Here is a 22,738-nt window from a genome sequence, read left to right on the forward strand (position 1 = left end):
GCGAAACCATTAGCGGCCGTTACCGCAGGAATGGATATGTACACCATCAAAAAATCTTCGCCTGACACAAAGCCATCGCCGGCAAGCCGGTCTCGCTCCCACAGGGGATAGGTGTCGTACGCAAAACCCTGTAGGAGCTGGCTTGCCGGCGATGGGGCCATCAAAAACACCACAAAAATTCAGCCCCGCACCAAACTCCGCACCGCCGAAATCTCCGGCACTTCCCGCCGATTCATGTACACCCGCAACGGCTCGGTAATGTTGATCCGGTCATCGATGTTCTGGTCCAGCAACAACTGAATCAACTCGCGCTTCAGCGTCATGACCTGCTCCGGCCCCGACGCCCAGACGAATTCACTCACAGGAATGATGCCGTCATCCGCCACGTCCATACCGAAGGAGTCTTCGCTGAAACGCACGATGTATTGGCCGGTTTTGCGATTGAGACCGACGAAGCCTTTGAGTTGGTCGGCGGCCTGGCAGATGAGTTCGGAAGTGATGCGCATATAAACCTCACACAAGTGATCGATGGTTTACACGCAGGGCAAAATGAAGGGCGTTCCCTCTGCCGGGGAAGCTGCCGGGGCCAAGAGTACTGCAAAGAACCGCACAAATGCGCTGAAAAAATCCGCTTTAAACACGTTTATGTCGGTCTCGCGATAGCGCAAGCAGCGTTCAGTTGTTAAAAGGGACGTCTTTGAAAACACTCTGCGAAAGGATCTCGACCATGCCTGTAACTTTCACCAAGAGCGCCCTGCTGCTGAGCGTGCTGCTCGGCCTCGGCCAGGCGCAGGCCGCCAGCGAGCCAAGCCCTACTTCACTGGCCACCCATGCAGGCATTCCGCACCCGGCGGTGATTGCCCACCGTGGCGCGTCCTTCGATGCACCGGAATCCACCGCCGCCGCCTACAAACTGGCGCGCGACCTGGGTGCCGATTACCTGGAACTCGACCTGCAACGCAGCAAGGACGGCGTGCTGTTTGCCCTGCACGACAACAACCTGCAACGCACCACCGACGTCGCCAGCAAGTTCCCTGAGCGCAAGGACAGCCCGGCCAATGCGTTCACCATCGCCGAGCTGAAAACCCTCGACGCCGGCAGCTGGTTCAACACGGCTTACCCGGATCGTGCGCGTCCTTCCTTTGCTGGCCTGAAAATCCTGACCCTCGATGAAATCATCGACATCGCCCAGGGCAATCCGCTGCACAAGCCCGGCCTGTACATCGAAACCAAGGAGCCGAAGCAATTCCCCGGCCTCGAGCGTGACCTCAAGGATAAATTGCAGGATCGCGGATGGTTGAGCCCGGCGGGTTCGAAACTGGCGAAAAGCGAACTCGCCGTCGGCCAGGGCAAAGGTAAGGTGGTGCTGCAAACCTTCGAGAAGAGCAGTCTCGAACTGCTGGAAAAAGAAATGCCGCAAGTGCCGAAGATCCTGCTGTTGTGGGTCGGCGAAGGCAGCATCGAGCCCAAGTCCAAGGTGACGTTCGCCGAGTCCGGCGACAAGGACAAAGCCACGTACTACGCCAAACAGGAACCGAAGGACAAAGCCGAATTCCAGCAATGGGTCGAGTACGCCAAGGCTCAAGGCGCGATCGGCACCGGCCCTTCTGCCGCGCTGACCAAGGGTGGCGATCAGAGCTACTCGGACCTGGTCAAACCATGGATGAACCAGTACACCCACGATCAGGGTTTGCTGGTGCACGTCTACACCATCGATGATGCGGTGGATTACCAGAAAGTCATGGACGCCGGGGTTGATGGCATCTTCACCAACCGTGCCAGCGAGTTGTTGAAGTTCTACAAACGTCCGGCGGCGGGTACGGTTGCGCAGTTGTTGCAGAACAACGGGTATTGATCCAGAACCGAGGTGACGCCATCGCCAGCAAGCCGGCTCCTACAAGTCCGCGTCATTCGCGAATTTTGTGAACGACTCAATCCTGTAGGAGCCGGCTTGCCGGCGATGCTCCTGGAATTAAGGGTGAATTAAGTTGCCCCAGTTAATCTGGCCCCACTTAAACAGCTCACCAAGGAAAGAACCTCATGAAGACTTTGACTGCCCTGTTCACCGCTGCCGCCCTGACCCTCACTGCTGGCCTGGCGCAAGCTGATGTTCGCGTCGACCAGATCCCTGAGCTGGTCAAGAGCGGCAAGATCAAGCCACTGGAAGAAATGAACCAGGCTGCCCTGAAACTGCACCCGGGTGCGACCATCACCGACACCGACCTGGACAACCACTTCAATGGCTTCGAGTACGAAGTGGAACTGAAAACCGCTGACGGCAAAGAATTTGACGTGGATTTCGATGCCACCACTGGCAAAGTCCTGAGCAACAAACAAGACACCTGATACGCGTATAAAAAAAGCCGCACGATTTTCGGATCGTGCGGCTTTTTTGTGTTTTCGAATCAGGCCGACGTACTGACCATCGATCCCGCAGTGCTGCTGCCTTCTTCCTGCAACGCCGCCAACAACGCCGCCGTTGCGGTCTGCAACGAACCTGAGGTCGTCGCAATCTGCGACTGAGCCGCCGCCACATCGGCGGCCTTGGCGTCTGCACTTTCCTGTTTGGCCTGGGCCGCTTGCAGTTGTTGCTGTTGTTCCTGCAATTGCTTTTGCAGCTCGGCGATCTGCTTGCGCAGTGCTTTCACCGAGTCCGATTCTTCACTGCTGCTGGAGCTGCCGCCACTCGCCGCCGGTGCGCCGTCGGCGGACACTTTGGTAGTGTCGCTGGACGCCTCGGCGCTGGCGGTGACAGACGTGTCGTCAGTGCTTGCTGTGGCGTTGGCCGAAGCAGTGGCGACGGGCTGGATGATCGAAACAGACGAGATGCTAACCATGGCGTTTTCCATTGAGGTGACGGGAATACGCTCATCATCGACATCGGGTCAGCGGACTTGAGATCGACTGTGTACCCACTCGGTAAGCAAGCCGGTACACAGTCATTTCCGTTACGCGCTCAAGCGCGCCGTCACCTCGTTCAACTGCCCCGACAACCCGTGCAGGTTGTGGCTGGCGGCTTCGGTACGTTGCACATTGTCTAGGTTGGTACTGGCGATGCTGGTGATCTCGGTGAGGTTGCGCGAAATGTCTTCGGCAACCGAAGTCTGCTCTTCGGCGGCGGTGGCGATCTGGCGGTTCATGTCGCGAATCGCTTCCACGGCATGCGTGATGCGCTCCAGCATGGCGCCGGCCTCGGTCACTTGCTGAACGCTCTCTTCGCTGCGCGACTGGCCGCTTTCTATCGCTTGGGCTGCGTCCACCGCACCGGTTTGCACGGTCTGGATGATCTGGTTGATCTCGATGATCGACGCCGCCGTGCGCTGGGCCAGGCTGCGCACTTCATCGGCCACCACGGCAAAACCGCGTCCGGCTTCACCGGCACGCGCCGCTTCGATGGCGGCGTTGAGTGCCAGCAGGTTGGTTTGCTCGGCAATGCCGCGAATCACTTCCAGCACCTTGCCGATGCGGCCGCTGTCGGTTTCCAGTTGGCGGATGACGGTCGCGGTGTTGGCGATTTCGCCGCGCATGCGGGTGATGGTGTGGATGGTGCCCTGCATGACTTTTTCGCCCTGCTGGGCGGACTGGTCGGCATCGTCGGCGGCACGTGCCGCATCAGCGGCGTGACGCGCGACTTCCTGAGCGGTGGCAGACATTTCGTTCATCGCCGTGGCCACTTGGTCAGTGCGGTTGAACTGCTCGTTGGTGCCACTGGCCATGAGGCTGGCGATCGAATTCAACTCACTGCTGGCGCCGTCCAGATCCTTGGCACTGACCTGCAAGCGGCTGAAGGTTTCGGCGAGGAAATCGCGCAGCGTATTGGCCGCGATCGCCAGTTTGCCCAGCTCGTCCTGACGGGTGCTGGCCACGCGCTCGGCAAACTTGCCCTGGCTGAGTTGCGCCACGTAGTCGATCAATTTGCGGATCGGTTCGACCAGATTGCGATTGACCAGCCACAGGCTCAACAGCCCGATCAACAGGCCCGAGGCGAGCATCACAATGATGCCCAGCAACACGGTACGGTCGGCGTTGGCGCTGATCAACTTCGACTGCTCGACGCCCTGTTTGCGCAATTCGCTGACCAGTTCGCTCATCTGATCGCTGGTCGCCCGGTCCACGCCCTTGACCGCGGTGTCGCCCGCCGTTGGATCGGCACCGGCCTGCACGTAGGCATCACGGCCCTTCTGGTATGCCGCGCCCAACTGACGATGCTCGTCACGCAGGCGTTCGATGCGGGTCTTGAGTTGCGGCTCGATGCCCTTCTGTCCGGCCAGTTCGCCGAGGATGCCCTGCACCTCGCGCTGACGGTCTTCGAATTGCTTCCAGTATTTGTCCAGGTCTGCCGGCTGCTTGCCACGCAACAGAACGTTTTTCCATTCCTGCACCTGCACCTTGAATTGCAGGTTGGCTTCATCGATCAATTGAGAGGTGTGCAGCGGGCCGTCAATGAGATTCGCGTAGCTTTGAACGCCATTCGACAGAAAGTGAAAACAGGCCAGAGCGATCAACAGCATCGCAAACAGGCTGCCGCTCAACAGGGCGAGAATTTGCGCTCTCAAGGACTTTTGCAAAGACATCGGAAGGTACTCGTGACAGGAATGAGGCACGCCCTTGGGAGGCGTGAAAATAATCCGGACATTCCCTGTCTACAGCGTCGAACGCATGCTCTTTGTAGGAGCCAGCTTGCTGGCGATAGCGTCCGGTCAGTCGGGAAATCTATTGACTGGCAGCACGCTATCGCCAGCAAGCTGGCTCCTACGAGATCGGCGTGTCAGGGTCGTTCTTGAGCGGTTCCGACAGCCGGTAGAAGGCACTTGGCCAGCCACACGAAGCTGTCACAAAACTGTCAAGACGCCTTGCGATGATGCGGCTCAAGTGAACCTGTGAAACCCGCGACAGGCCGCCTCCTCACAGCGAGACCTCATGAACCACAGCATCGACCAAAGCCATCGCGACCCGGACCTGTTCGGTCTGCTGTACGGTTTCAGTTTTCGTCCCGGTGAACGCGGTCGGGAAATCGATTCGGCCATGGCGTTGCGGTCCTTGCAACAACCGGACGACAGCGACGAATTTCTCTGGCTGCACCTGAACCTCGCTCACGCCGCGTGCGAGCGCTGGATGAAAAGTCATCTGGAATTGCCCGACGAATTTTTCGAAGCCTTGCATGAAGGCTCGCGTTCGACGCGCATCGAGCATGTCGATTCGGCGTTGCTGGCGGTGGTCAACGACGTGGTGTTCAACCTCAGCAGCATGGTCTCCTCGGACGTGTCGACGCTGTGGGTGTGTGCGCGCAGTCGGCTGATCATCAGCGCGCGCCTGCAACCGCTGCACTCGGTGGACAAGTTGCGTTCCTCGGTGAAGGCCGGTGAGCGTTTTCGCTCGCCGCTGGAATTGCTCGTGCATTTGCTGCGCGACCAGGGCGAAGTGCTGACGCAGATCGTGCGCAAGACCAGCCTCAGCGTCGATCAGATCGAAGACGAATTGCTGTCCTCGCGGCTGTCGACCAACCGCGCAGAGCTGGGCGCCAATCGCCGGGTGCTGGTGCGCTTGCAACGGCTGTTGGCGCTGGAGCCAGGCTCGCTGCTGCGCCTGCTCAATCGCCCGCCGCAATGGTTGCAGAAGGAAGACGTGAAGGAGCTGCGCAAATCCACCGAGGAGTTTGCGCTGATCATCAACGACCTCACGGCGCTGGGTGAGCGGATCAAGCTGTTGCAGGAAGAAATTGCCGCCAACCTCAACGAGCAAAGCAACCGCACGCTGTTCACCTTGACCGTGGTCACGGTGCTGGCGTTGCCGATCAACATCATTGCCGGTTTTTTTGGCATGAATGTGGGGGGCGTGCCGCTATCGCAGGACCCGGAGGGGTTCTGGATCCTGGTGGCCTTGGTTGCGACGTTTACGGTGATTGCGGGGCGTTGGGCATTCAAAAAACGCGAGGATTACTAAGCTCCCACCACCGCCCCTGTAGGAGCGAGCCTGCTCGCGAAAAACCTGAGAGCGACGCGGGTTATCAGGCTTTACGCGTTATCGTTCACGACCTTCGCGAGCAGGCTCGCTCCTACAGGGACGGTGTTGGATTCGGATCGGCGGCGTCGCCAATGCCCCAAACACTGACCCAACGCAGCCTCCCTGTAATATTTAGCAACGATCATGACCGACACACTTCCCTCCTCAGGATTGTCCGTCATGGCTACTCCTTCCTACACCGCCGCCCAGGCGCCCGCCAGCAGCGCCAGACCGCAGCTCGACAAGAAACCCGGCCTGTTCACCCTGGTGATTTTCTTCGGTGTGCTGGCCAGTGGCCTGTTGTTCACCGCGTACAGCCTGATGCACGACATGAGCGAACTCGGCACGGTGGTCACCACCTGGACGCCGTTTCTGTTGCTGGGCGTGGCGCTGCTGATCGCGCTGGGCTTTGAGTTCGTCAACGGTTTCCATGACACCGCCAACGCGGTGGCCACGGTGATTTACACCAATTCGATGCCGCCGAATTTCGCGGTGGCCTGGTCCGGGTTCTTCAACTTCCTGGGGGTGTTGCTGTCCAGCGGCGCGGTGGCGTTCGGCATCATCGCCCTGCTGCCGGTAGAGCTGATTCTGCAGGTCGGTTCGTCCGCCGGGTTCGCGATGATTTTCGCCCTGCTGATCGCCGCGATTCTGTGGAACCTCGGCACCTGGTGGCTGGGCTTGCCGGCGTCGTCGTCGCACACGCTGATCGGTTCGATCATTGGTGTCGGCGTGGCCAATGCCCTGATGCATGGCCGCGATGGCACCAGCGGCGTGGACTGGGCGCAGGCCACAAAAATCGGTTACGCGCTGCTGCTCTCGCCGCTGGTCGGCTTTGGTTTTGCCGCGCTGTTGCTGCTGGCCTTGCGCGCCTTCGTCAAGAATCGTGCGTTGTACAAGGCGCCAAAAGGCAACACGCCGCCACCGTGGTGGATTCGCGGCATGCTGATCGTGACCTGCACCGGCGTGTCGTTTGCCCACGGTTCCAACGATGGCCAGAAAGGCATGGGCCTGATCATGCTGATTCTGGTCGGCACGCTGCCAATGGCCTATGCGCTGAACCGCACCATGCCGGCCGATCAGGCTTTGCAGTTCGCCGCCGTCGCCGAAGTCACCCAGCAAGCGCTGGTGAAAAATTCGCCGCTGCCGGCACCGGCCGACCCGCGTGCTGTGTTGTCCGACTACGTGCGCAGCAAGGAGGCCGCGCCGCAACTGATCCCGGCCCTCGCCGCGCTCACCGGCCGTATCGGTGCCGAGGTCAAGGGTTACGGCTCGTTGTCCAAAGTGCCCGCCGAAGCCGTGGGTAACGTGCGTAACGACATGTACCTGGCCAGCGAAACCATTCGCCTGATGGACAAGAACAAGGTCGGCAACTTCGACGCCGACACCAGCGGCAAGCTGCAACTGTTCAAGCAGCAGATCGACAATTCGACGCGGTTTATTCCGCTGTGGGTGAAGATCGCGGTGGCGATTGCACTGGGGCTGGGCACCATGGTCGGCTGGAAACGCATTGTGGTGACGGTCGGCGAAAAGATCGGCAAGTCCCACCTGACCTACGCGCAAGGCGCCTCGGCGGAAACCGTGGCCATGCTGACCATCGGCGCGGCGGACATGTTCGGATTGCCGGTGTCGACTACCCACGTGTTGTCTTCAGGGGTGGCCGGGACCATGGTCGCCAACGGCGGCGGCTTGCAGATGAAGACCATCCGCAATCTGCTGATGGCGTGGGTGTTGACCTTGCCGGCGGCGATTGTGCTGTCGGGCAGTTTGTACTGGTTGTTCACCCAGATCTTCTAGTCCCAACACTCCCCCCTGTAGGAGCGAGGCTTGCCCGCGAAGAACGATAACGAGGTCTAGCCGAATGACCGCGTTATCGTTCTTCGCGGGCAAGCCTCGCTCCTACAGGGGGATTTTTTTGTCTGGAGAATGCTTTTCGTCGCAAATTCAGGGGATTGCGCTTTTATTGATCCACCACCCGCCGGATTGCACTTCAGTTTGCTAACGTGTGGCCGACTCTTAAGAGACTCGATGCATTCAGGAGTGGAATCGTGAATCTGTACATCAATCAGCTTCAACAGAAAGCTGACTTCAAAGAAGCCATCTACGCCGGCGACATCTTCCTGAACACTCAGCTGCGCGCTGCCAAAGAGCTATGTGCGTTCGCCCAGGAAAGCATCACCGCTGCCTTCGACGGCGAGACCAATCACCAGGCGCTGCACACGCTGATGCCGGTGGAAGAATTCGTGGTACTGGTGACGCGCCTCAAGGGCCAGTTCACCAATAGCCTGCGCGTCAAGGAACTGATCCTGTCGTTCATCGACGAGATTGGCGTCGACCCGCGCGAGTACATTTTCGACGTGCCGCGCATTCGCGTGGTGCCGAACTATGACTACCTGCACGCCGGTGTCAGTTATGCCTACAAACCGCATCGCGACACCTGGTACGGCAGCGTCGATTGCCAGATCAACACCTGGATGCCGGTGCACACCATCCGCCCCGACCAGACCATGATGATCAACGCCGGCTACTTCGACGTGCCGGTGAAAAACACCTCCAGCGAATGGAGCCTCAACGACTGGATCAACAATCAGCGGCACAAGGCCAAGGACAACCTCAAGGAGGAAGTCCGCGTGCATCCGGTGCCACTGGAGGCGATCAACACGGCGTCCGAAGTGCGCATTGCCGGCAACACCGGCGAGATGCTGATCTTCTCCGGCTCGCACCTGCACGGCACGGTCGCCAACCACACCGAACAAACCCGCTTCAGCGTGGATTTCCGCCTGATGCACCTCGACGATCTCAAACACAAGCGCGGCGCGATCAACGTCGACAGTGCCTGCCCTGATGTCGGTGCAGGCTTCAAAGACTATTTCCACGCCCACGACTTTTCTAATTTCCAAGGAATCGAAGCATGACCAAGCGTCGCATCACGCCTGCCGAGGCCCAGTACAACGAAACCCGTGCCAACGTTCTGAAACGGGTCGATGCCGAGTACGTGGCCGACGCACCGTTCGTCTTCGCCAACCGCATCGGCGTGACCGCTGCACTGTCGCGTATGGAACTGTTCAAGAAGGTCGCTGAAGTACCGGGCGCGATCATCGAGTGCGGCGTGTACAAAGGCAACTCGCTGATGCTCTACATGCACTTGTCGATGATTCTCGAACCGTACGCGATCAACCGTTCGATCATTGGCTTCGACACCTTCGAAGGCTTCCAGAGCATCGACAAGAAAGAAGACCCGGCCGACGTCAACGAGACCATGTTCTCCGACACCGACCAGTCGCTGATCCAGGACATGATCGACGCCAACGACTTGCTGCGTCCGGTCAACCGCATCCCGCGTTGCGAACTGGTCAAGGGCGACATCGTCAAGACCGTGCCGGAGTGGGTCAAGACCCGTCCGGACCTGGTCGTGGCCATGCTGATCCTCGACACCGACCTGTACGAATCGACCAAAGTCGCGCTGGAAACCTTCCTGCCGTACATGCCAAAAGGCGCCATCGTGGTGCTGGACGAAGTCGCTTACCGCAACTTCCCGGGCGAAACCAAGGCCCTGCGTGAAGTGCTGGACCTGAACAAGATCGAGCTCAAGCGTCTGCCGTTTGACAGCTGCGTAGGCTACTTCCACGTCTAACGCATAACCCCCTGTAGGAGCCGGCTTGCTGGCGATTCAGGCAACGCGGTGTGTCTGTTTCACCGAGTCGTCTGGATCGCCAGCAAGCCGGCTCCTACAGAGGTATACGCATCACCATTCGTTCGCGCACTACGTCATACACCCAGTGGTAAACGTAGGTGTACGGCAGGAAAAACAGCAGCACCCCGATATCCAGCAAGAACGCCTGCCACAGGCTGACGTTGAGCCACCAGGCAATCAGCGGCACGCCGACCGCCACCAACCCGCCTTCAAACAGCAGCGCATGAACGACTCGCGTCCAGGCGTTGTGCGCAATCTCGAATCGCGTCAGCACGCGGTCAAAAATCCCGTTGAAGATCACGTTCCAGGCCAGGGCCAGTGCCGCAATGACAACGGTGACGACGCCCATGTCGAGCATCGGCTTGTCCATGATCCACGCCAGCAACGGGGTGCAGATCACGATGGCCAGCAGTTCAAAGCCGATGGCCTGGAAAATACGTTCAGTGATGGATTTGTTGGCGTTCATGAGCAGAACTCCCTGAGTGACTGTGGTTGCCATGATCCATCCTCACACCGATACTTCATAACCAATAACCATCGATCAGAGCGATAGTTCATGGCTTCTCAAGAAGTGTTGCAGGCGTTTGTGCAAGCGGCGACCCAAGGCTCGTTTTCCGCGGCGGCGCGCAAACTGGGGCGCAGTCAGTCGACCATCAGTGCTGCGGTGGCAAGTCTGGAGATCGATCTGAATCTGGTGTTGTTCGACCGCAGCAGCCGCAAGCCCACGCTGACGCCGGCCGGGCACGTGATGTTGCAACGGGCCGAGGAAATCCTCGCGGCCACCAGCCGCCTGGAAATGACCGCCAGCCAACTCTCTCAGGGTGTCGAACCGAAGCTGACCGTGGCGATTTCCGACACCTATCAGTCCGACCGTTTCGAAGCGGCGCTCAGTGCATTCGAGCAGCGTTACCCGGACCTGGAACTCGAATGCCTGATCGCCGAGTGCGATGACCTGGTGGCGCTGGTGCAAAGCGGTCGGGCGCATGTGGCGTTCGCCGAGCAACAGGACAGTTACCCGCCGGACCTGGTCAGTTCGACGGTGCAGGAACGCACGGAAATCGCTTTGTTCGTGTCCCGTGAGCATCCGCTGGCGACCCTGACCGGAATCGATCAGGAGCTGTTGCAGCAGCATCGGGAGCTGCGTCTGGCGACCATCGTCAATCCGTATGAAAGCCGGGCGAAGGGGCGCGTGTGGTCGGCACCGAGTTACTTGATGCTGCTGGAAATGGCTCAGGGTGGATTCGGCTGGGCGCCGTTGCCGCGATGGTTGGTGGGGCGGTTTGATGCCGGGACGTTGCAGGAGTTGAACGTGCGAGGGTGGCCGAAGCCGCTGTTCGTCGATGCGTTGTGGTCGCGGCTGCATCCGCCGGGGCCGGCGGGGAGCTGGTTGTTGGGCAAGATGCTGGAATGAAGGTCCTGCGGACCTTATCGCCGGCAAGCCGGCTCCTACAAAGGACGGCGCTGAACCTGTAGGAGCCGGCTTGCCGGCGATGAGGCCGGCGAATTCAACTTACTTTAACGCCTTGATCCGGGCCTCGATGAACCGCCGCTCCGGCACCTGCTGCGTCAATTCCAACGCCCGCTCATACGCCGTCCGCGCCTCCTCTACCCTGCCCAACTGCCGACAAAACTCCGCCCGCGCCGAATGCGCCAGGTGGTAATCCAGCAATTCGCCGCGATTCAGAATCCCTTCAACCAACGTCAACCCCGCCAACGGTCCATCGCGCTTGGAGATCGCTGCCGCGCGATTCAACTCAATAACCGGTGAAGGCACCGCCGCCAACAGCACATCATACAAACCCGCAATCTGCGCCCAGTCCGTCTCCCCCGCCGTCGGCGCTTCGGCATGCACCGCCGCAATCGCCGCTTGCAGGCAGTAAGGCCCGAATCGCCGCAAGGTCAACGCCCGCGCAATCAACGCGCACCCTTCGGCAATCAACCCGGCATCCCACAGCGAACGGTCCTGCTCATCCAGCACAATCAGCTCGCCACTCGCCGACGTTCGCGCCGGGCGTCGTGACTCATGCAACAGCATCAGCGCCAGCAGGCCCATCACTTCGGGTTCGGGCAGCAATTCCATGACCAATCGGCCGAGCCGGATCGCCTCGCGGGTCAGATCCTCGCGAGTCAGTTCAGCACCGATGGACGCCGAGTAACCTTCGTTGAACACCAGGTAAATCACCCGCAGCACGCTGTCGAGACGTTCGGGCAATTCCGCCAGGGTCGGCACCTGATAAGGGATTTTCGCGTCGCGGATTTTCGCCTTGGCACGCACGATGCGCTGGGCAATGGTGGCCGGTGCCGAGAGAAACGCCCGGGCGATTTCTTCGGTGGTCAGGTCGCAGACTTCGCGCAGCGTCAGCGGCACTTGAGCATCCGCCGCGAGTGCCGGGTGACAGCAGGTGAAGATCAAACGCAGGCGATCGTCTTCCACGTCTTCGTCACTCCAGTCGACCTGCTCCAGCGCTTCCAGTTGCGCAATCAGCATCGGCCGGGACGCGGCAAACCGCGCGCGCCGACGCAAGCCGTCGATGGCCTTGAAGCGCCCGGTGGACACCAGCCAGGCACGCGGATTGTCCGGCACACCGTCACGCTGCCAACGCTCGACCGCGATGAAAAAAGCCTCGTGCAGGGCCTCCTCGGCCAGATCGAAATCACCGAGCAAACGGATCAGGGTCGCGAGGATTCGCCGCGAGTCTTCACGGTAAACCTGCTCGACCCGAGCCTTGACCGACACGTCAGCCATCAGTGCCGATGGCCTTCAATCACCCACATCACCACGCAAACCTCCTTATCAGGGATTCAATTGACGAACCGGTCGCACCTCGACACAGCCGACCCGGGCCGCCGGAATGTTGCCGGCAACCTGGAGGGCTTCATTGAGGTCTTTGGCGTCGATCAGGTAGAAGCCGGCCAACTGCTCCTTGGTTTCGGCGAACGGGCCGTCGGTGATCGACACTTTGCCGTTGCGCATGCGCACGGTGGTCGCGGTCTGCACCGACTCCAGCGCTTCGGCGGCGAGCATGCGGCCGCTGCCCTGGATCGATTCGGCGTAGGCCATGCACTCGGCGTCATTGGGACTTTCGGGCAGCGAGTGCAACTCCTGTTCGTTGCTGTAGACCAGGCATAAATACTTCATGGGGCTCTCCGGATCGAACTGATCAACTATGGCTGCAGTTTGGCGCGTGGGGGGCACTTCCCGACGATCAGGGCTGCAGACCGAACAACGCGGTGCCGCTCGTCATGTCGAATGGTGCCGACCAGTGTTCGTGGACGATGCGCCATTGCCCGGCCTCGCGCCGATAGCAGCCGGTCACGCGCATCCAGCAGGCCTGGGTTTCGCCCTTCTCGTTAGTGCCGCCGCAATGGGCCAGCCAATGGGCGAAGGCGATGTGCTCGTCGGCCACGATGTTCATCTGGTCAAAATCAAAGGTGTGCGGGCCCTGGCACATTTCCATGCATTCCAGCCAATGCGCGCGGTAGGCCGCCTTGCCGCGAAATTGCAGGGCCTTGACCGCGTCATAGGAGACGATGTCCTCGGCATACAACGCCATGATTTTCTCGAGATCCTTGGTGATGACCGCCTGACGATAGGTGTCGATCAGGGCCTGGATTTCGTGGGTAGCGTTCATGGTGGTTCTCCGTGTTTTTTGTTGTGAAGACACCCTTAGTCGCGTGGCAAAACGCCAAATCGACAGTCAAATTAAAAATAATCCATGGGCGCAAACTCGCTAGAATCCGAGGCTCATTTCTGTTGGAAAAAGGACACTCCAGTGACAACCCGACTCGTGCCTTACGAAAGCCTGAACGCGAAGCAGCGCCAGGAGGTGGAGGCCATCGAAGTTCATCAGGAACAGATCAAGTTCTCCGGCGACATCCACGGTGCATTGCACACCCTGCTGTCCAAACCCGGCCCCGGCGTCAAAGGATTCGCCCTGCTGGTCGAGGATGTCCCGGTAGCTTTCCTGCTGCTCAAACGCCCGCCAGTGCTGCCGGCCTGGGCCGACGAACACAGCGCCACCCTGCATGCGTTGCAAGTCGATCAGCGTCACCAGGGCAAAGGTTATGGCAAGGCCTGCCTGCAAGCCTTGCCGGAGGTCGCGCGTCAGGCGTTTCCGGAAATACGGGGGCTGGAGTTGTCGGTGGATGCGGACAACGAAGCGGCCATCGCGCTGTATGCAAAATTCGGCTGGGTCGACAGCGGCGAGGCCTACAAGGGCCGGATCGGTTACGAACGGCGGATGGGACTGGTTTTCTGAGGTGGTTATGCTCGACAGCATCGAAGCACTGGAAGCAATTTACGGCCAACCCCACGAACGCGCGGTGCGCAAGCAAATCGCCTTTCTGAACGAGGATTATCAAGCGATGGTCCGCGCCTCGCCGCTGGTGATCATCAGCTCGGTCGGCCCCGACGGCCTGGACGGCTCGCCGCGCGGAGACACACCGGGTTTCGTGCGAATCATCGATGAGCGCACCCTGGCGATCCCGGATCGCCCAGGCAACAACCGCATCGACACGCTACGCAATGTGGTGTTCGATCCGCGGGTGTCGCTGTTGTTCATCATCCCGGGGATCGGCGAAACCTTGCGGGTCAACGGCGCAGCGCAGATCAGCAATGAGCCGGCCTTGCTGGAAAGCTTCGCGGTCAACGGCAAATCGGCGCGCACGGTGATGCTGGTGACGGTGGAGGCGGCGTTTTTTCACTGCTCGAAAGCGATTGTGCGTTCGGATTTGTGGAACCCGCAGAAGCACCTGGATCGCTCGGCGCTGCCGACGGCCGGGGAGTTTCACAAGCGCTTGAATGATGGGCAGTTTGATTCAGAGACATATGACCGGGAAGCGCCGGTGAGGGTGCGAGACAGTCTCTACTGACACGAAACCTGACCTTTGTAGGAGCCGGCTTGCCGGCGATGGCGGCGCATCAATCAATACTGATGGCACCTGACACACCGCTATCGCCGGCAAGCCGGCTCCTACAAGGGATCTTCTGCGTTTGGTAGATGGGGTTACAACGCCAACACCATCTCATGCCACGCCATTCCGCCATGATCCGACGCGGAAGGTTTGATGTAGGCAAACCCGAACCCGGCGTACAGCGGAATGTGCCTCTCCTTGCACATCAGGTTGATGCTGACCTTGCCCAGCGCACGCATGCGCTCGATAAACTCGCCCATCAGACGTTTCGCCAAACCCTGCCCCTGATAATCCGGATGCACCACCACCGACATGATCACCACGTGCGGGCCGGCCGGGTCGTGGCCGATCAGTTCCTTGAACGCTTCGTCCGACATTTCCACCTGAAACGCCGCACCGGAGTTGATGAAACCGGCTACAACGCCATCCACCTCGGCGACGATGAAACCTTCAGGCCAGGTGGCGATGCGCGTGGCGATTTTTTCTCGGGTGGCAGCTTCGTCACCTTCGTAGGCAACGGTTTCGATGGCGTAGCAGCGGTCCAGGTCAGCGGGGGTGACGTGGCGGATGACGGTGTTCATGGCGGCTCGGAATCAGCGGGGAAAGGCAGGGGATCATAAATCAGCATGGGCATGACATCGAGAGGCGCATCGTTGATCCGCCTCCCGACGTACACCTCACGCTTTGATCGGCACCCAGATTTCCAGTTTCCCGGTGTTGAGCTTCGGGTTGAAGTCTTCGCTGTAGCGCTCATATTCCGGAGCATCCAGCACTTCATGCCCGGACTGCGGTTGCCAGGTGCCGAAGATGTGCTGAAACAGCTGCGGCAATGCATCCAGCGGCCCTTTATGCTCGAACACCGCGTACAGCTGAGGCTGGACTTCTACCCAACGGTACTGATCCGGCAAGTCGTCGAGCTTGCTGATCTCAACGCCGGCGATGTAGTCGAAGCCGCCCTTGCCATCGAAATTGCAACACACGCCGTAGGTCACTTCGCCCTTTTGGCCCGGAACGTTTCCGATGTGCGGAATGAATTTTTCCCAGAGCGCTGGAATGCCCTGGGTGGTTTGCTGAGTAAAACGTCCACCAAGCCCCGCAATGAGCAGGAAGTGCCCATGTTCGAAGCGTGGTTCCGGGATTTCGACGCTTTTATTATCATCCATGACTCGGCTCCTGGTACAAAAAGTGGGTTCGGCTAGGAGTATAGAAGCCAAACCCGATTCGCCCAATTACAGCGTATGCAACGCCTCGGCGGCGCCAGCGCCAATAAACTCGTTGTACCCCGATAGGATCACGTACACCGCGAAATAGCAGAAGATCGCCGCCGATGCCATGTACGAATAACGCAACAGCTTGTCGCCCAGCAACTTGCCGCCATGGCTCGCGGCGAAGCACAGGCCTGCCGACCACAACAGTCCGGCACAGAGAAATCCGCCGAGGAACAATGCCGAGCTGAGCGCCCCGCCACCGCCAGACCGCGCGATCAGGGTGCCGCCCACCGCCGCGAACCAGAGAATGGCGCTGGGTGACGACATGGCCAGGAAGATCCCGCGAAAGAACTCCTTGCGGTGCGAGTTGTGACCCACGTCGGCGGTCTCGGCCAACAGCGCCTCATGGTGGATCGCCGAATAGATCATCTTCGCCGCGAAATAGATCAGCAACGCCGAACCACCAATCCACAACACCCAGCGCACGGTTTCGTATTGCAGCAAAACGGTCATGCCGGCCAAGGCCAGCACGGCGTAAATCAGGTCGCCGACGCAGGTGCCCAACCCCAGCGCAAAGCCTTGAAAATAGCCGCGCTGCATGGCCAGTGTGATCATCGCGATGTTGGCCACGCCGATGTCCAGGCACAGAGAAAGGCTCAGCAAAAAGCCGCTGCTAAATTCCATCGACCGATTTCCTTCGGAAAAAAATTATTTACGTGGAGGCTGGACAGTCTGCCACAGCTGCCCTTACATTCCGCCACAGGTCACCGCAGTGACCAGCGTCGCTCGGACGGTTCCGGGCGCTTACGTTATCCGAGGCAACAATGGCCGAACAAGGTTCGCCGCGCCGCTTTGCGCGCATAGATCGACTCCCCCCTTACGTATTCAACATCACCGCCGAGCTGAAGATGGCCGCCCGTCGTCGTGGCGAAGACATCATCGACTTGAGCATGGGCAATCCCGACGGCCCGACGCCGCCGCACATTGTCGAAAAACTCGTCACCGTCGCCCAGCGCGAAGACACCCACGGTTATTCCACGTCCAAGGGCATTCCGCGTCTGCGCCGGGCGATTTCCAACTGGTACAAGGAACGCTACGAGGTCGACATCGACCCGGAAAGCGAAGCCATCGTGACCATCGGTTCCAAGGAAGGCCTGGCGCACTTGATGCTCGCCACTCTGGACCAGGGCGACACCGTGCTGGTGCCGAACCCGAGCTACCCGATTCACATCTACGGTGCCGTGATTGCCGGCGCCCAGGTGCGTTCGGTGCCGCTGATTCCGGGCGTGGACTTCTTCGCCGAACTGGAACGGGCGATTCGCGGCTCTATTCCGAAACCGAAGATGATGATCCTCGGCTTCCCGTCCAACCCCACCGCGCAGTGCGTTGAGCTGGATTTCTTCGAACGCGTCATCGCCCTCGCCAAACAGTACGACGTACTGGTGGTGCATGACCTGGCCTACGCCGACATCGTCTACGACGGCTGGAAAGCCCCGTCGATCATGCAAGTGCCGGGCGCCAAGGACATCGCGGTGGAGTTTTTCACCCTGTCCAAGAGCTACAACATGGCGGGTTGGCGCATCGGTTTCATGGTCGGCAACCCGGAACTGGTCAACGCCCTGGCGCGGATCAAGAGCTACCACGACTACGGCACCTTCACACCGCTGCAAGTCGCGGCAATTGCCGCACTGGAAGGTGATCAGCAGTGCGTGAAAGACATCGCCGAGCAGTATCGTCAGCGGCGCAACGTGCTGGTCAAAGGCCTGCATGAACTGGGCTGGATGGTGGAAAACCCGAAAGCGTCGATGTACGTCTGGGCGAAGATTCCCGAAGCGTATGCGCACCTTGGCTCGTTGGAATTCGCCAAGAAACTGCTCGCCGAGGCCAAGGTCTGCGTCTCGCCGGGTGTCGGGTTCGGGGAATATGGGGATGATCATGTGCGCTTCGCGCTGATCGAAAACCAGGACCGGATTCGTCAGGCCGTACGCGGGATTCGCGGGATGTTCAGGGTGGATGGTTTGGTCGCAAAAACCAACGCCTGACACCCAACTCTGTAGGAGCCGGCTTGCTGGCGATGCAGGCGACTCGGTTTAACGTCTAACCGAGTCGATGCTATCGCCAGCAAGCCGGCTCCTACACAAGCGTTGCGGTGTTGCTTAGACGAACAACGACAACAGCAGGATAAAGCCCAGGCCAACCACCGACAGGATGGTTTCCATCGCCGTCCAGGTCCTGAAGGTTTCCGCTACGGTCATGTTGAAGTACTGCTTCACCAGCCAGAAACCCGCGTCGTTGACGTGAGACAGGATCAACGAACCGGCGCCGGTCGCCAGCACCAGCAGCTCACGGTTCACACCCGGAATCATCCCCACCACCGGCACCACGATGCCTGCGCCAGTAATGGTCGCCACGGTCGCTGAACCGGTCGCGATACGGATCACCGCCGCCACCAGCCAGGCCAGCAGGATCGGCGAGATTTGTGCGGCCACCGCCATGTTGCCGATGACATTACCCACGCCGCTGGTCACCAGCATCTGCTTGAAGCCACCACCGGCACCGATGATCAGGATGATCGCGGCGGTTGGCGCGAGGCTCGCATCCAGCCATTTGAGCATCTGGTTGGAGCCAATGCCCTGCTTGTAACCGAAGGTGTACAGCGACAGCAGCAACGCCAGCAGCAGAGCCGAGATCGGGTGACCGATCAGGTCCATGAAGGTGCGGAAGAAGTTGCCGTCTGGCAGCACCACGTCGGCGAAGGTCTTGAGCAGCATCAGGAACACCGGCGACAGCACGGTGATCAAGGTGATGGAGAAGCTCGGGAGATCGGCAGAATCGTTCTCACGCGCCAGTTGATCCACCAGTTCCTGGTTGGGATGGCCGGGAATGTACTTGGCAATGAAGGTGCCGTAGATCGGGCCGGCGATGATGGCGGTCGGCAATGCGACGATCAGGCCGTACAGAATGGTCTTGCCGATGTCGGCACCGAACACGCCGATGGCCAGCAATGGACCCGGGTGCGGCGGAACGAGCCCGTGCACGGCAGACAGACCGGCCAGCAGCGGGATACCGATCTTGATGATCGACACGCCGGTACGCCGGGCGACGATGAACACCAGCGGGATCAGCAGCACAAAACCGATTTCGAAGAACAGCGGAATGCCGACCAGGAACGCGGCGAACATCATTGCCCACTGCACTTTGTCCTTGCCGAACGCACGAATCAGCGTCTGGGCAATCTGATCCGCCCCGCCCGACTCGGCCATCATTTTGCCGAGCATCGTGCCCAGCGCGAGGATGATGCCGACGAAACCGAGCACTCCACCGAAGCCGTCCTGGAACGCCTTGATGATGGTGCCGATCGGCATGCCGGAAGTCAGCCCGAGAAAGGCTGCGGCAATGATCAGGGCAATGAACGGGTGAAATTTGAACTTGGTGATCAGGACGATAAGCCCGATCACCGTGACCACTGCATCGAGCAGCAGGAACGTCTCGTGGGACATGCCAAACATTAGGGGTGTCTCCTGGTTGTTGTTGTTATTAAAACGGGTAATTCGAAAGCCATAAGGACAGCGCTATCTCTTCAAGCAAAATTTAACCGGCGCGTTTCAGGCCGTGTTCCAGCCACCAGACGTGGGCTTGCTTCGCCAACTGGTCGACGCTGTGGTTCGAAGCATCGAGGGCCAACGTCAGCGGTTCGCCAACCGGGGATTCAAGGGTGGCGAACTGGCTGTCGATCAGGGTCGACGGCATGAAATGGCCCGGCCGATGGGAGACACGATCGGCCGCCACTTCAGGCGTGAGCTCAAGGAACACAAAGCCCAGGCCCGGCAAGGCGCTGCGCAAAACTTCGCGGTAACTGTGTTTGAGGGCCGAGCAGGTCAACACCGGGCGCTGGCCCGTGGCGTCGACGCGGCGCAGTTCATCGCACAGGCTGTCGAGCCAGCCGGCACGGTCGTCGTCGTTCAGGGGGATACCCGCGCTCATCTTTTCGATATTGGCGGCAGGGTGGAAAGTATCGCCTTCAATGGCAGTCGCGCCGCTGAGCTGGCACAAGGCTTCGCTGACGCAGGTCTTGCCGCAACCGGCAACGCCCATGATGACCAGGGCGGTGATGGGATGATTCATGTAACACCTCAGCGCGCAGACAGCGCTACCTTTGCCAGTTATGACACTAGACGAAAAGTAGAAGTTGCCGACGCCTTCTTGTCATTTTTGTGGGTTGCAGCATGTTCGTTCCGGACGCCGAAAAGCGAGGTTCAGGCAAAACTCGCTTACGCATTTGCAGCTGCATCGGGACAGCGCTACCTTAGTGCCTTGAATTTTGTTTGGCAAGCCGCCCGATGACCTCTCCTAAAAACGATAAAAATACGCGAACCACTGGCCGTCCTACCCTCAATGAAGTAGCCCGACTGGCCGGCGTCAGCCCGATTACCGCCTCCCGCGCCTTGCGCGGCGTGAGCACGGTGGCCACCGAACTGGTGGAAAAAGTCCAGAAAGCCGCGCTTGAACTCAACTATGTGGTCAACCCCGCCGCCCGAGCGTTAGCCTCGGCCCAGAGCCATTCCGTGGTGGTTTTGGTGCCGTCGCTGTCCAACTTGCTGTTCATCGACACCCTGGAAGCCATTCATCAGGTTTTACGACCGAAGGGCTTCGAAGTTCTGATCGGCAACTTCCATTACTCGCGTGATGAAGAAGAAAACCTGCTGCGCAATTACATGGCCTATCAGCCGCGCGGTTTGCTGCTGACCGGGTTTGATCGCACCGAAAGTTCGCGGCGGATGATCGAGGCGAGCAATATTCCCTGCGTGTACATGATGGAACTCGACAGCGCTGCGGGCCTCAATTGCGTGGGTTTCTCGCAACTGGCGGCCGGCGAAACGGCGGCGGAGCATTTGCTGTCCCGCGGTCGCAAGCGCCTGGCGTACATCGGTGCGCAACTGGATCAACGCACGTTGCTGCGCGGCGAAGGGTTTCGCAAAGCCCTGCAAAAGGCCGGTCGCTATGACCCGGACCTGGAAGTGCTGACGCCCCGCGCCTCCTCCGTCGGTCTGGGTGGTGAGCTGTTCCTGCAACTGATCGCCAGTCATCCCGATGTCGACGCGATCTTCTTCGGCAACGACGACCTGGCCCAGGGCGCGCTGTTGGAAGCGATGCGCTGCGGAATCAAAATCCCCGAACAAGTGGCGGTCCTCGGTTTCAACGACCTGCCGGCCTCGGCGCACATGGTCCCGCGCCTGAGCAGCATCAACACCCCGCGCGAGGCAATTGGCCGGCGCGCGGCAGAGCAGATGCTGACGCTGATGGCGGGCAACACGGTGGCGAAACCGGTGCAGGACATGGGGTTCGAATTGAAGGTGCGCGAAAGCACATAACCCTGTAGGAGCCGGCTTGCCGGCGATCGCCTCACCGCGTTGTACCTGACGGACCGAGGTGATGCGATCGCCAGCAAGCTGGCTCCTACAGAGGTATTCTGATCGTCCGGAAGCATCGAATCGCTAAAGGAGCAGCTCCATGGAACATGCACTGAAGATTCTCGGCAAAGCCTCGTCCATCAACGTCAGAAAAGTCCTGTGGACCTGCGACGAGCTGGGCCTTTCCTACGAACGCGAGGACTGGGGCAGCGGGTATGCGTCGACCCACAGTCCCGAATTTGTCCGGCTCAACCCCAACGCACAGGTGCCGGTGATCATCGATGAGGCCGGCGTGCTGTGGGAGTCCAATACCATCTGCCGTTACCTGGCCGGCAAACACCCACACGCTGAATTGCTGCCGCACGAGCCGGCGGCGCGCGCCCGGGTGGAGCAGTGGATGGATTGGCAAGCCACCGATCTCAATTCGTCCTGGAGCTACGCGTTCACGGCACTGGTACGCAAAGACCCGGATTTCCAGGACGCGCACCGGATTGCGACGGGCTTGCGCGGCTGGAATCAGAAGATGGGCATCCTCGAACATCAGCTCGCGACCACCAAAGCCTATGTTGCCGGACCACGGTTCACGCTGGCCGATATCGTCATCGGGCTGTCAGTCAATCGCTGGCTGATGACGCCGATGGATCGACCGGACTTCCCGGCCATCGACGAATATTTCCAACGCCTGGCGCAACGCCCCGGGTTCCTCAAACACGGCTGCAACGGCCTGCCTTGATCGGTCGACCTCTGCCGTCGGGCGGCAAAGGTTGACCGCAACGCTTTCGTTTTTTGCTCAAGCAAAAACATAACCAATTGAAAATACTGGGTTTTATTGCCTAGGCACGCTAATTGCTCAAGTCGCTGCACCGCAAACACCTACAAGGTCTACTCATCATGTTGGTCAGTGCAAAGCAAAACCTAGTGACGCCGCTTCCCAAAAAGCCGGGCGACGAACCCACTGCGGACGCCGCCGCGGGTCTTCAAGGTGGCCTGCAAGCCGTGTTGATGCAGAGCGTGCAAAACAATATCCAGCTGCAAAACGTGAAGAACGATGGGAAGGTTCTGGCGTCTGCGTCCAAGCTCGCCACGGAACAGGTCAACGCCGCCAATAAAATCAGCGACAACGTCGATGAAGCGTTCGCCAAGACCCGTGTCGCGCTGCAAGCCACCGATACCTCGACAGTGCCAAAGGCCGGTGAAAGCACCGCCATGGCCGACTTCAAGGACTACATGAGCAAAACCCCGGAACAGCGGTTGCGCGACAGTATTCTGAAGGAGATGGGGATTACCGAAGAAGACCTGAAAGCCATGCCGCCGGAGAAACAACTGGCGGTCGGTAAAGAGATTGCCGAGCGTCTGCAAGACAAGATAAAACTGGCGCAGGCCGAGAAAGAAAACGGCAGCAGCAGTGAGAAAAGCGGCGCCCAGGTGGTCGACAAGTTCCTCGCATCGCTCTGACCACGCGGATGCTTCTGTAGGAGCCAGCTTGCTGGCGATGGCGATCTTCAGGACGC

Annotated in this window: 25 protein-coding genes; 13 read left to right on the forward strand and 12 right to left on the reverse strand. The window is 59.8% G+C overall.

Annotated features, from left to right (window positions below):
• Positions 1-179: 179 nt before the first annotated feature.
• Positions 180-506 (reverse strand): DUF2025 family protein, encoded by a 327-nt coding sequence (locus PMI32_RS07375; protein WP_008032544.1) that lies wholly within the window; start codon positions 504-506, stop codon positions 180-182.
• 221 nt (positions 507-727) lie between these two features.
• Here PMI32_RS07375 and PMI32_RS07370 point away from each other — a divergent pair, with 221 nt between their 5' ends.
• Positions 728-1,855 carry a glycerophosphodiester phosphodiesterase gene (locus tag PMI32_RS07370; protein ID WP_008032545.1) on the forward strand — a complete coding sequence of 376 codons (1,128 nt, stop codon included), beginning with the start codon at positions 728-730 and terminating at the stop codon, positions 1,853-1,855.
• Positions 1,856-2,040: 185 nt separating this feature from the next.
• Entirely contained in the window at positions 2,041-2,346 is a 306-nt protein-coding gene (locus tag PMI32_RS07365) for a PepSY domain-containing protein (RefSeq protein ID WP_008032547.1), read from the forward strand.
• A gap of 59 nt (positions 2,347-2,405) precedes the next feature.
• Here PMI32_RS07365 and PMI32_RS07360 read toward each other — a convergent pair whose 3' ends face one another.
• Positions 2,406-2,837, reverse strand: a complete 432-nt coding sequence (locus PMI32_RS07360) for a hypothetical protein (protein ID WP_008032550.1) — start codon at positions 2,835-2,837, stop codon at positions 2,406-2,408.
• A 111-nt stretch (positions 2,838-2,948) separates the two neighbouring features.
• Complete coding sequence (locus tag PMI32_RS07355; protein WP_008032552.1) at positions 2,949-4,574, reverse strand: methyl-accepting chemotaxis protein; 1,626 nt, start codon at positions 4,572-4,574, stop codon at positions 2,949-2,951.
• A gap of 346 nt (positions 4,575-4,920) precedes the next feature.
• On the opposite strand from PMI32_RS07355, the gene PMI32_RS07350 reads away from it, so the two are divergent.
• The 4 genes from PMI32_RS07350 to PMI32_RS07335 all read left to right on the forward strand — a co-directional run bounded on the left by PMI32_RS07350 (position 4,921) and on the right by PMI32_RS07335 (position 9,634).
• Positions 4,921-5,943, forward strand: coding sequence for a transporter (locus PMI32_RS07350; protein WP_008032555.1), 1,023 nt, complete (start codon positions 4,921-4,923; stop codon positions 5,941-5,943).
• A 240-nt stretch (positions 5,944-6,183) separates the two neighbouring features.
• Positions 6,184-7,797, forward strand: coding sequence for an inorganic phosphate transporter (locus PMI32_RS07345; protein ID WP_008032556.1), 1,614 nt, complete (start codon positions 6,184-6,186; stop codon positions 7,795-7,797).
• Between the two features lie 251 nt (positions 7,798-8,048).
• Positions 8,049-8,915 (forward strand): 2OG-Fe(II) oxygenase family protein, encoded by an 867-nt coding sequence (locus tag PMI32_RS07340; RefSeq protein ID WP_008032558.1) that lies wholly within the window; start codon positions 8,049-8,051, stop codon positions 8,913-8,915.
• Positions 8,912-9,634, forward strand: coding sequence for a TylF/MycF/NovP-related O-methyltransferase (locus tag PMI32_RS07335; RefSeq protein WP_007946102.1), 723 nt, complete (start codon positions 8,912-8,914; stop codon positions 9,632-9,634). Before PMI32_RS07340 ends, PMI32_RS07335 begins: the two co-directional genes overlap by 4 nt.
• A 94-nt stretch (positions 9,635-9,728) precedes the next feature.
• On the opposite strand, the gene PMI32_RS07330 is transcribed toward PMI32_RS07335, so the two are convergent.
• The gene (locus PMI32_RS07330) at positions 9,729-10,160 is read right to left on the reverse strand and encodes a multidrug/biocide efflux PACE transporter (protein ID WP_008032561.1); all 432 of its coding nucleotides are present in this window, start codon (positions 10,158-10,160) and stop codon (positions 9,729-9,731) included.
• Between the two features lie 90 nt (positions 10,161-10,250).
• On the opposite strand from PMI32_RS07330, the gene PMI32_RS07325 reads away from it, so the two are divergent.
• Entirely contained in the window at positions 10,251-11,105 is an 855-nt protein-coding gene (locus PMI32_RS07325) for a LysR family transcriptional regulator (RefSeq protein WP_008032563.1), read from the forward strand.
• A 99-nt stretch (positions 11,106-11,204) separates the two neighbouring features.
• Here the strand turns inward: PMI32_RS07325 and PMI32_RS07320 are convergent, their stop codons facing one another.
• From PMI32_RS07320 to PMI32_RS07310, 3 genes are all read right to left on the reverse strand, one after another.
• Positions 11,205-12,440, reverse strand: a complete 1,236-nt coding sequence (locus PMI32_RS07320; protein WP_008032564.1) for an RNA polymerase sigma factor — start codon at positions 12,438-12,440, stop codon at positions 11,205-11,207.
• A 48-nt stretch (positions 12,441-12,488) separates the two neighbouring features.
• Positions 12,489-12,833 (reverse strand): YciI family protein, encoded by a 345-nt coding sequence (locus tag PMI32_RS07315; protein ID WP_008032567.1) that lies wholly within the window; start codon positions 12,831-12,833, stop codon positions 12,489-12,491.
• Between the two features lie 67 nt (positions 12,834-12,900).
• Entirely contained in the window at positions 12,901-13,326 is a 426-nt protein-coding gene (locus tag PMI32_RS07310) for a YybH family protein (protein ID WP_008032569.1), read from the reverse strand.
• A gap of 141 nt (positions 13,327-13,467) precedes the next feature.
• On the opposite strand from PMI32_RS07310, the gene PMI32_RS07305 reads away from it, so the two are divergent.
• Together PMI32_RS07305 and PMI32_RS07300 are read left to right on the forward strand one after the other, a co-directional pair.
• On the forward strand, positions 13,468-13,953 hold the full coding sequence (locus PMI32_RS07305; RefSeq protein WP_008032572.1) for a GNAT family N-acetyltransferase: 486 nt from the start codon (positions 13,468-13,470) through the stop codon (positions 13,951-13,953).
• Between the two features lie 7 nt (positions 13,954-13,960).
• Positions 13,961-14,566, forward strand: coding sequence for a pyridoxamine 5'-phosphate oxidase family protein (locus PMI32_RS07300; RefSeq protein WP_008032574.1), 606 nt, complete (start codon positions 13,961-13,963; stop codon positions 14,564-14,566).
• A 134-nt stretch (positions 14,567-14,700) separates the two neighbouring features.
• On the opposite strand, the gene PMI32_RS07295 is transcribed toward PMI32_RS07300, so the two are convergent.
• From PMI32_RS07295 to PMI32_RS07285, 3 genes are all read right to left on the reverse strand, one after another.
• Entirely contained in the window at positions 14,701-15,189 is a 489-nt protein-coding gene (locus PMI32_RS07295; RefSeq protein ID WP_008032576.1) for a GNAT family N-acetyltransferase, read from the reverse strand.
• Between the two features lie 96 nt (positions 15,190-15,285).
• Complete coding sequence (locus PMI32_RS07290) at positions 15,286-15,771, reverse strand: GyrI-like domain-containing protein (RefSeq protein WP_008032578.1); 486 nt, start codon at positions 15,769-15,771, stop codon at positions 15,286-15,288.
• Between the two features lie 66 nt (positions 15,772-15,837).
• The gene (locus PMI32_RS07285; protein ID WP_008032579.1) at positions 15,838-16,500 is read right to left on the reverse strand and encodes a LysE family translocator; all 663 of its coding nucleotides are present in this window, start codon (positions 16,498-16,500) and stop codon (positions 15,838-15,840) included.
• A 140-nt stretch (positions 16,501-16,640) separates the two neighbouring features.
• On the opposite strand from PMI32_RS07285, the gene alaC reads away from it, so the two are divergent.
• Positions 16,641-17,858: an alanine transaminase gene (alaC, locus tag PMI32_RS07280; RefSeq protein ID WP_008032581.1), complete on the forward strand. Its 1,218-nt coding sequence runs from the start codon at positions 16,641-16,643 to the stop codon at positions 17,856-17,858.
• A 114-nt stretch (positions 17,859-17,972) separates the two neighbouring features.
• Here the strand turns inward: alaC and PMI32_RS07275 are convergent, their stop codons facing one another.
• Entirely contained in the window at positions 17,973-19,325 is a 1,353-nt protein-coding gene (locus tag PMI32_RS07275) for a GntP family permease (RefSeq protein ID WP_008032583.1), read from the reverse strand.
• Positions 19,326-19,407: 82 nt separating this feature from the next.
• The gene (locus tag PMI32_RS07270; protein WP_008032584.1) at positions 19,408-19,941 is read right to left on the reverse strand and encodes a gluconokinase; all 534 of its coding nucleotides are present in this window, start codon (positions 19,939-19,941) and stop codon (positions 19,408-19,410) included.
• 215 nt (positions 19,942-20,156) lie between these two features.
• Between PMI32_RS07270 and gntR the strand changes: the two genes are divergently transcribed.
• The 3 genes from gntR to PMI32_RS07255 all read left to right on the forward strand — a co-directional run bounded on the left by gntR (position 20,157) and on the right by PMI32_RS07255 (position 22,682).
• A complete protein-coding gene (gene gntR, locus PMI32_RS07265; RefSeq protein ID WP_008032586.1) occupies positions 20,157-21,188 on the forward strand; it encodes an HTH-type transcriptional regulator GntR in 1,032 nt (343 codons plus the stop codon).
• A gap of 139 nt (positions 21,189-21,327) precedes the next feature.
• A complete protein-coding gene (locus PMI32_RS07260) occupies positions 21,328-21,960 on the forward strand; it encodes a glutathione S-transferase family protein (protein ID WP_008032587.1) in 633 nt (210 codons plus the stop codon).
• Positions 21,961-22,118: 158 nt separating this feature from the next.
• A complete protein-coding gene (locus tag PMI32_RS07255; RefSeq protein ID WP_008032589.1) occupies positions 22,119-22,682 on the forward strand; it encodes a hypothetical protein in 564 nt (187 codons plus the stop codon).
• Positions 22,683-22,738 lie beyond the last annotated feature (56 nt).

Origin of the sequence: Pseudomonas sp. GM60 (genome assembly GCF_000282415.1) — a bacterium.
In the GTDB taxonomy this organism is placed as follows: domain Bacteria; phylum Pseudomonadota; class Gammaproteobacteria; order Pseudomonadales; family Pseudomonadaceae; genus Aquipseudomonas; species Aquipseudomonas migulae.

Excerpts from the sequence above, each read along its gene's own strand:
- PMI32_RS07375 (WP_008032544.1), bottom strand. The coding sequence starts at position 506 with ATGCGCATCACTTCCGAACTCATCTGCCAGGCCGCCGACCAACTCAAA.
- PMI32_RS07370 (WP_008032545.1), top strand. The coding sequence starts at position 728 with ATGCCTGTAACTTTCACCAAGAGCGCCCTGCTGCTGAGCGTGCTGCTC.
- PMI32_RS07365 (WP_008032547.1), top strand. The coding sequence starts at position 2,041 with ATGAAGACTTTGACTGCCCTGTTCACCGCTGCCGCCCTGACCCTCACT.
- PMI32_RS07360 (WP_008032550.1), bottom strand. The coding sequence starts at position 2,837 with ATGGTTAGCATCTCGTCTGTTTCGATCATCCAGCCCGTCGCCACTGCT.
- PMI32_RS07355 (WP_008032552.1), bottom strand. The coding sequence starts at position 4,574 with ATGTCTTTGCAAAAGTCCTTGAGAGCGCAAATTCTCGCCCTGTTGAGC.
- PMI32_RS07350 (WP_008032555.1), top strand. The coding sequence starts at position 4,921 with ATGAACCACAGCATCGACCAAAGCCATCGCGACCCGGACCTGTTCGGT.
- PMI32_RS07345 (WP_008032556.1), top strand. The coding sequence starts at position 6,184 with ATGGCTACTCCTTCCTACACCGCCGCCCAGGCGCCCGCCAGCAGCGCC.
- PMI32_RS07335 (WP_007946102.1), top strand. The coding sequence starts at position 8,912 with ATGACCAAGCGTCGCATCACGCCTGCCGAGGCCCAGTACAACGAAACC.
- PMI32_RS07330 (WP_008032561.1), bottom strand. The coding sequence starts at position 10,160 with ATGAACGCCAACAAATCCATCACTGAACGTATTTTCCAGGCCATCGGC.
- PMI32_RS07325 (WP_008032563.1), top strand. The coding sequence starts at position 10,251 with ATGGCTTCTCAAGAAGTGTTGCAGGCGTTTGTGCAAGCGGCGACCCAA.
- PMI32_RS07320 (WP_008032564.1), bottom strand. The coding sequence starts at position 12,440 with ATGGCTGACGTGTCGGTCAAGGCTCGGGTCGAGCAGGTTTACCGTGAA.
- PMI32_RS07315 (WP_008032567.1), bottom strand. The coding sequence starts at position 12,833 with ATGAAGTATTTATGCCTGGTCTACAGCAACGAACAGGAGTTGCACTCG.
- PMI32_RS07310 (WP_008032569.1), bottom strand. The coding sequence starts at position 13,326 with ATGAACGCTACCCACGAAATCCAGGCCCTGATCGACACCTATCGTCAG.
- PMI32_RS07300 (WP_008032574.1), top strand. The coding sequence starts at position 13,961 with ATGCTCGACAGCATCGAAGCACTGGAAGCAATTTACGGCCAACCCCAC.
- PMI32_RS07295 (WP_008032576.1), bottom strand. The coding sequence starts at position 15,189 with ATGAACACCGTCATCCGCCACGTCACCCCCGCTGACCTGGACCGCTGC.
- PMI32_RS07290 (WP_008032578.1), bottom strand. The coding sequence starts at position 15,771 with ATGGATGATAATAAAAGCGTCGAAATCCCGGAACCACGCTTCGAACAT.
- PMI32_RS07285 (WP_008032579.1), bottom strand. The coding sequence starts at position 16,500 with ATGGAATTTAGCAGCGGCTTTTTGCTGAGCCTTTCTCTGTGCCTGGAC.
- alaC (WP_008032581.1), top strand. The coding sequence starts at position 16,641 with ATGGCCGAACAAGGTTCGCCGCGCCGCTTTGCGCGCATAGATCGACTC.
- PMI32_RS07275 (WP_008032583.1), bottom strand. The coding sequence starts at position 19,325 with ATGTTTGGCATGTCCCACGAGACGTTCCTGCTGCTCGATGCAGTGGTC.
- PMI32_RS07270 (WP_008032584.1), bottom strand. The coding sequence starts at position 19,941 with ATGAATCATCCCATCACCGCCCTGGTCATCATGGGCGTTGCCGGTTGC.
- gntR (WP_008032586.1), top strand. The coding sequence starts at position 20,157 with ATGACCTCTCCTAAAAACGATAAAAATACGCGAACCACTGGCCGTCCT.
- PMI32_RS07260 (WP_008032587.1), top strand. The coding sequence starts at position 21,328 with ATGGAACATGCACTGAAGATTCTCGGCAAAGCCTCGTCCATCAACGTC.
- PMI32_RS07255 (WP_008032589.1), top strand. The coding sequence starts at position 22,119 with ATGTTGGTCAGTGCAAAGCAAAACCTAGTGACGCCGCTTCCCAAAAAG.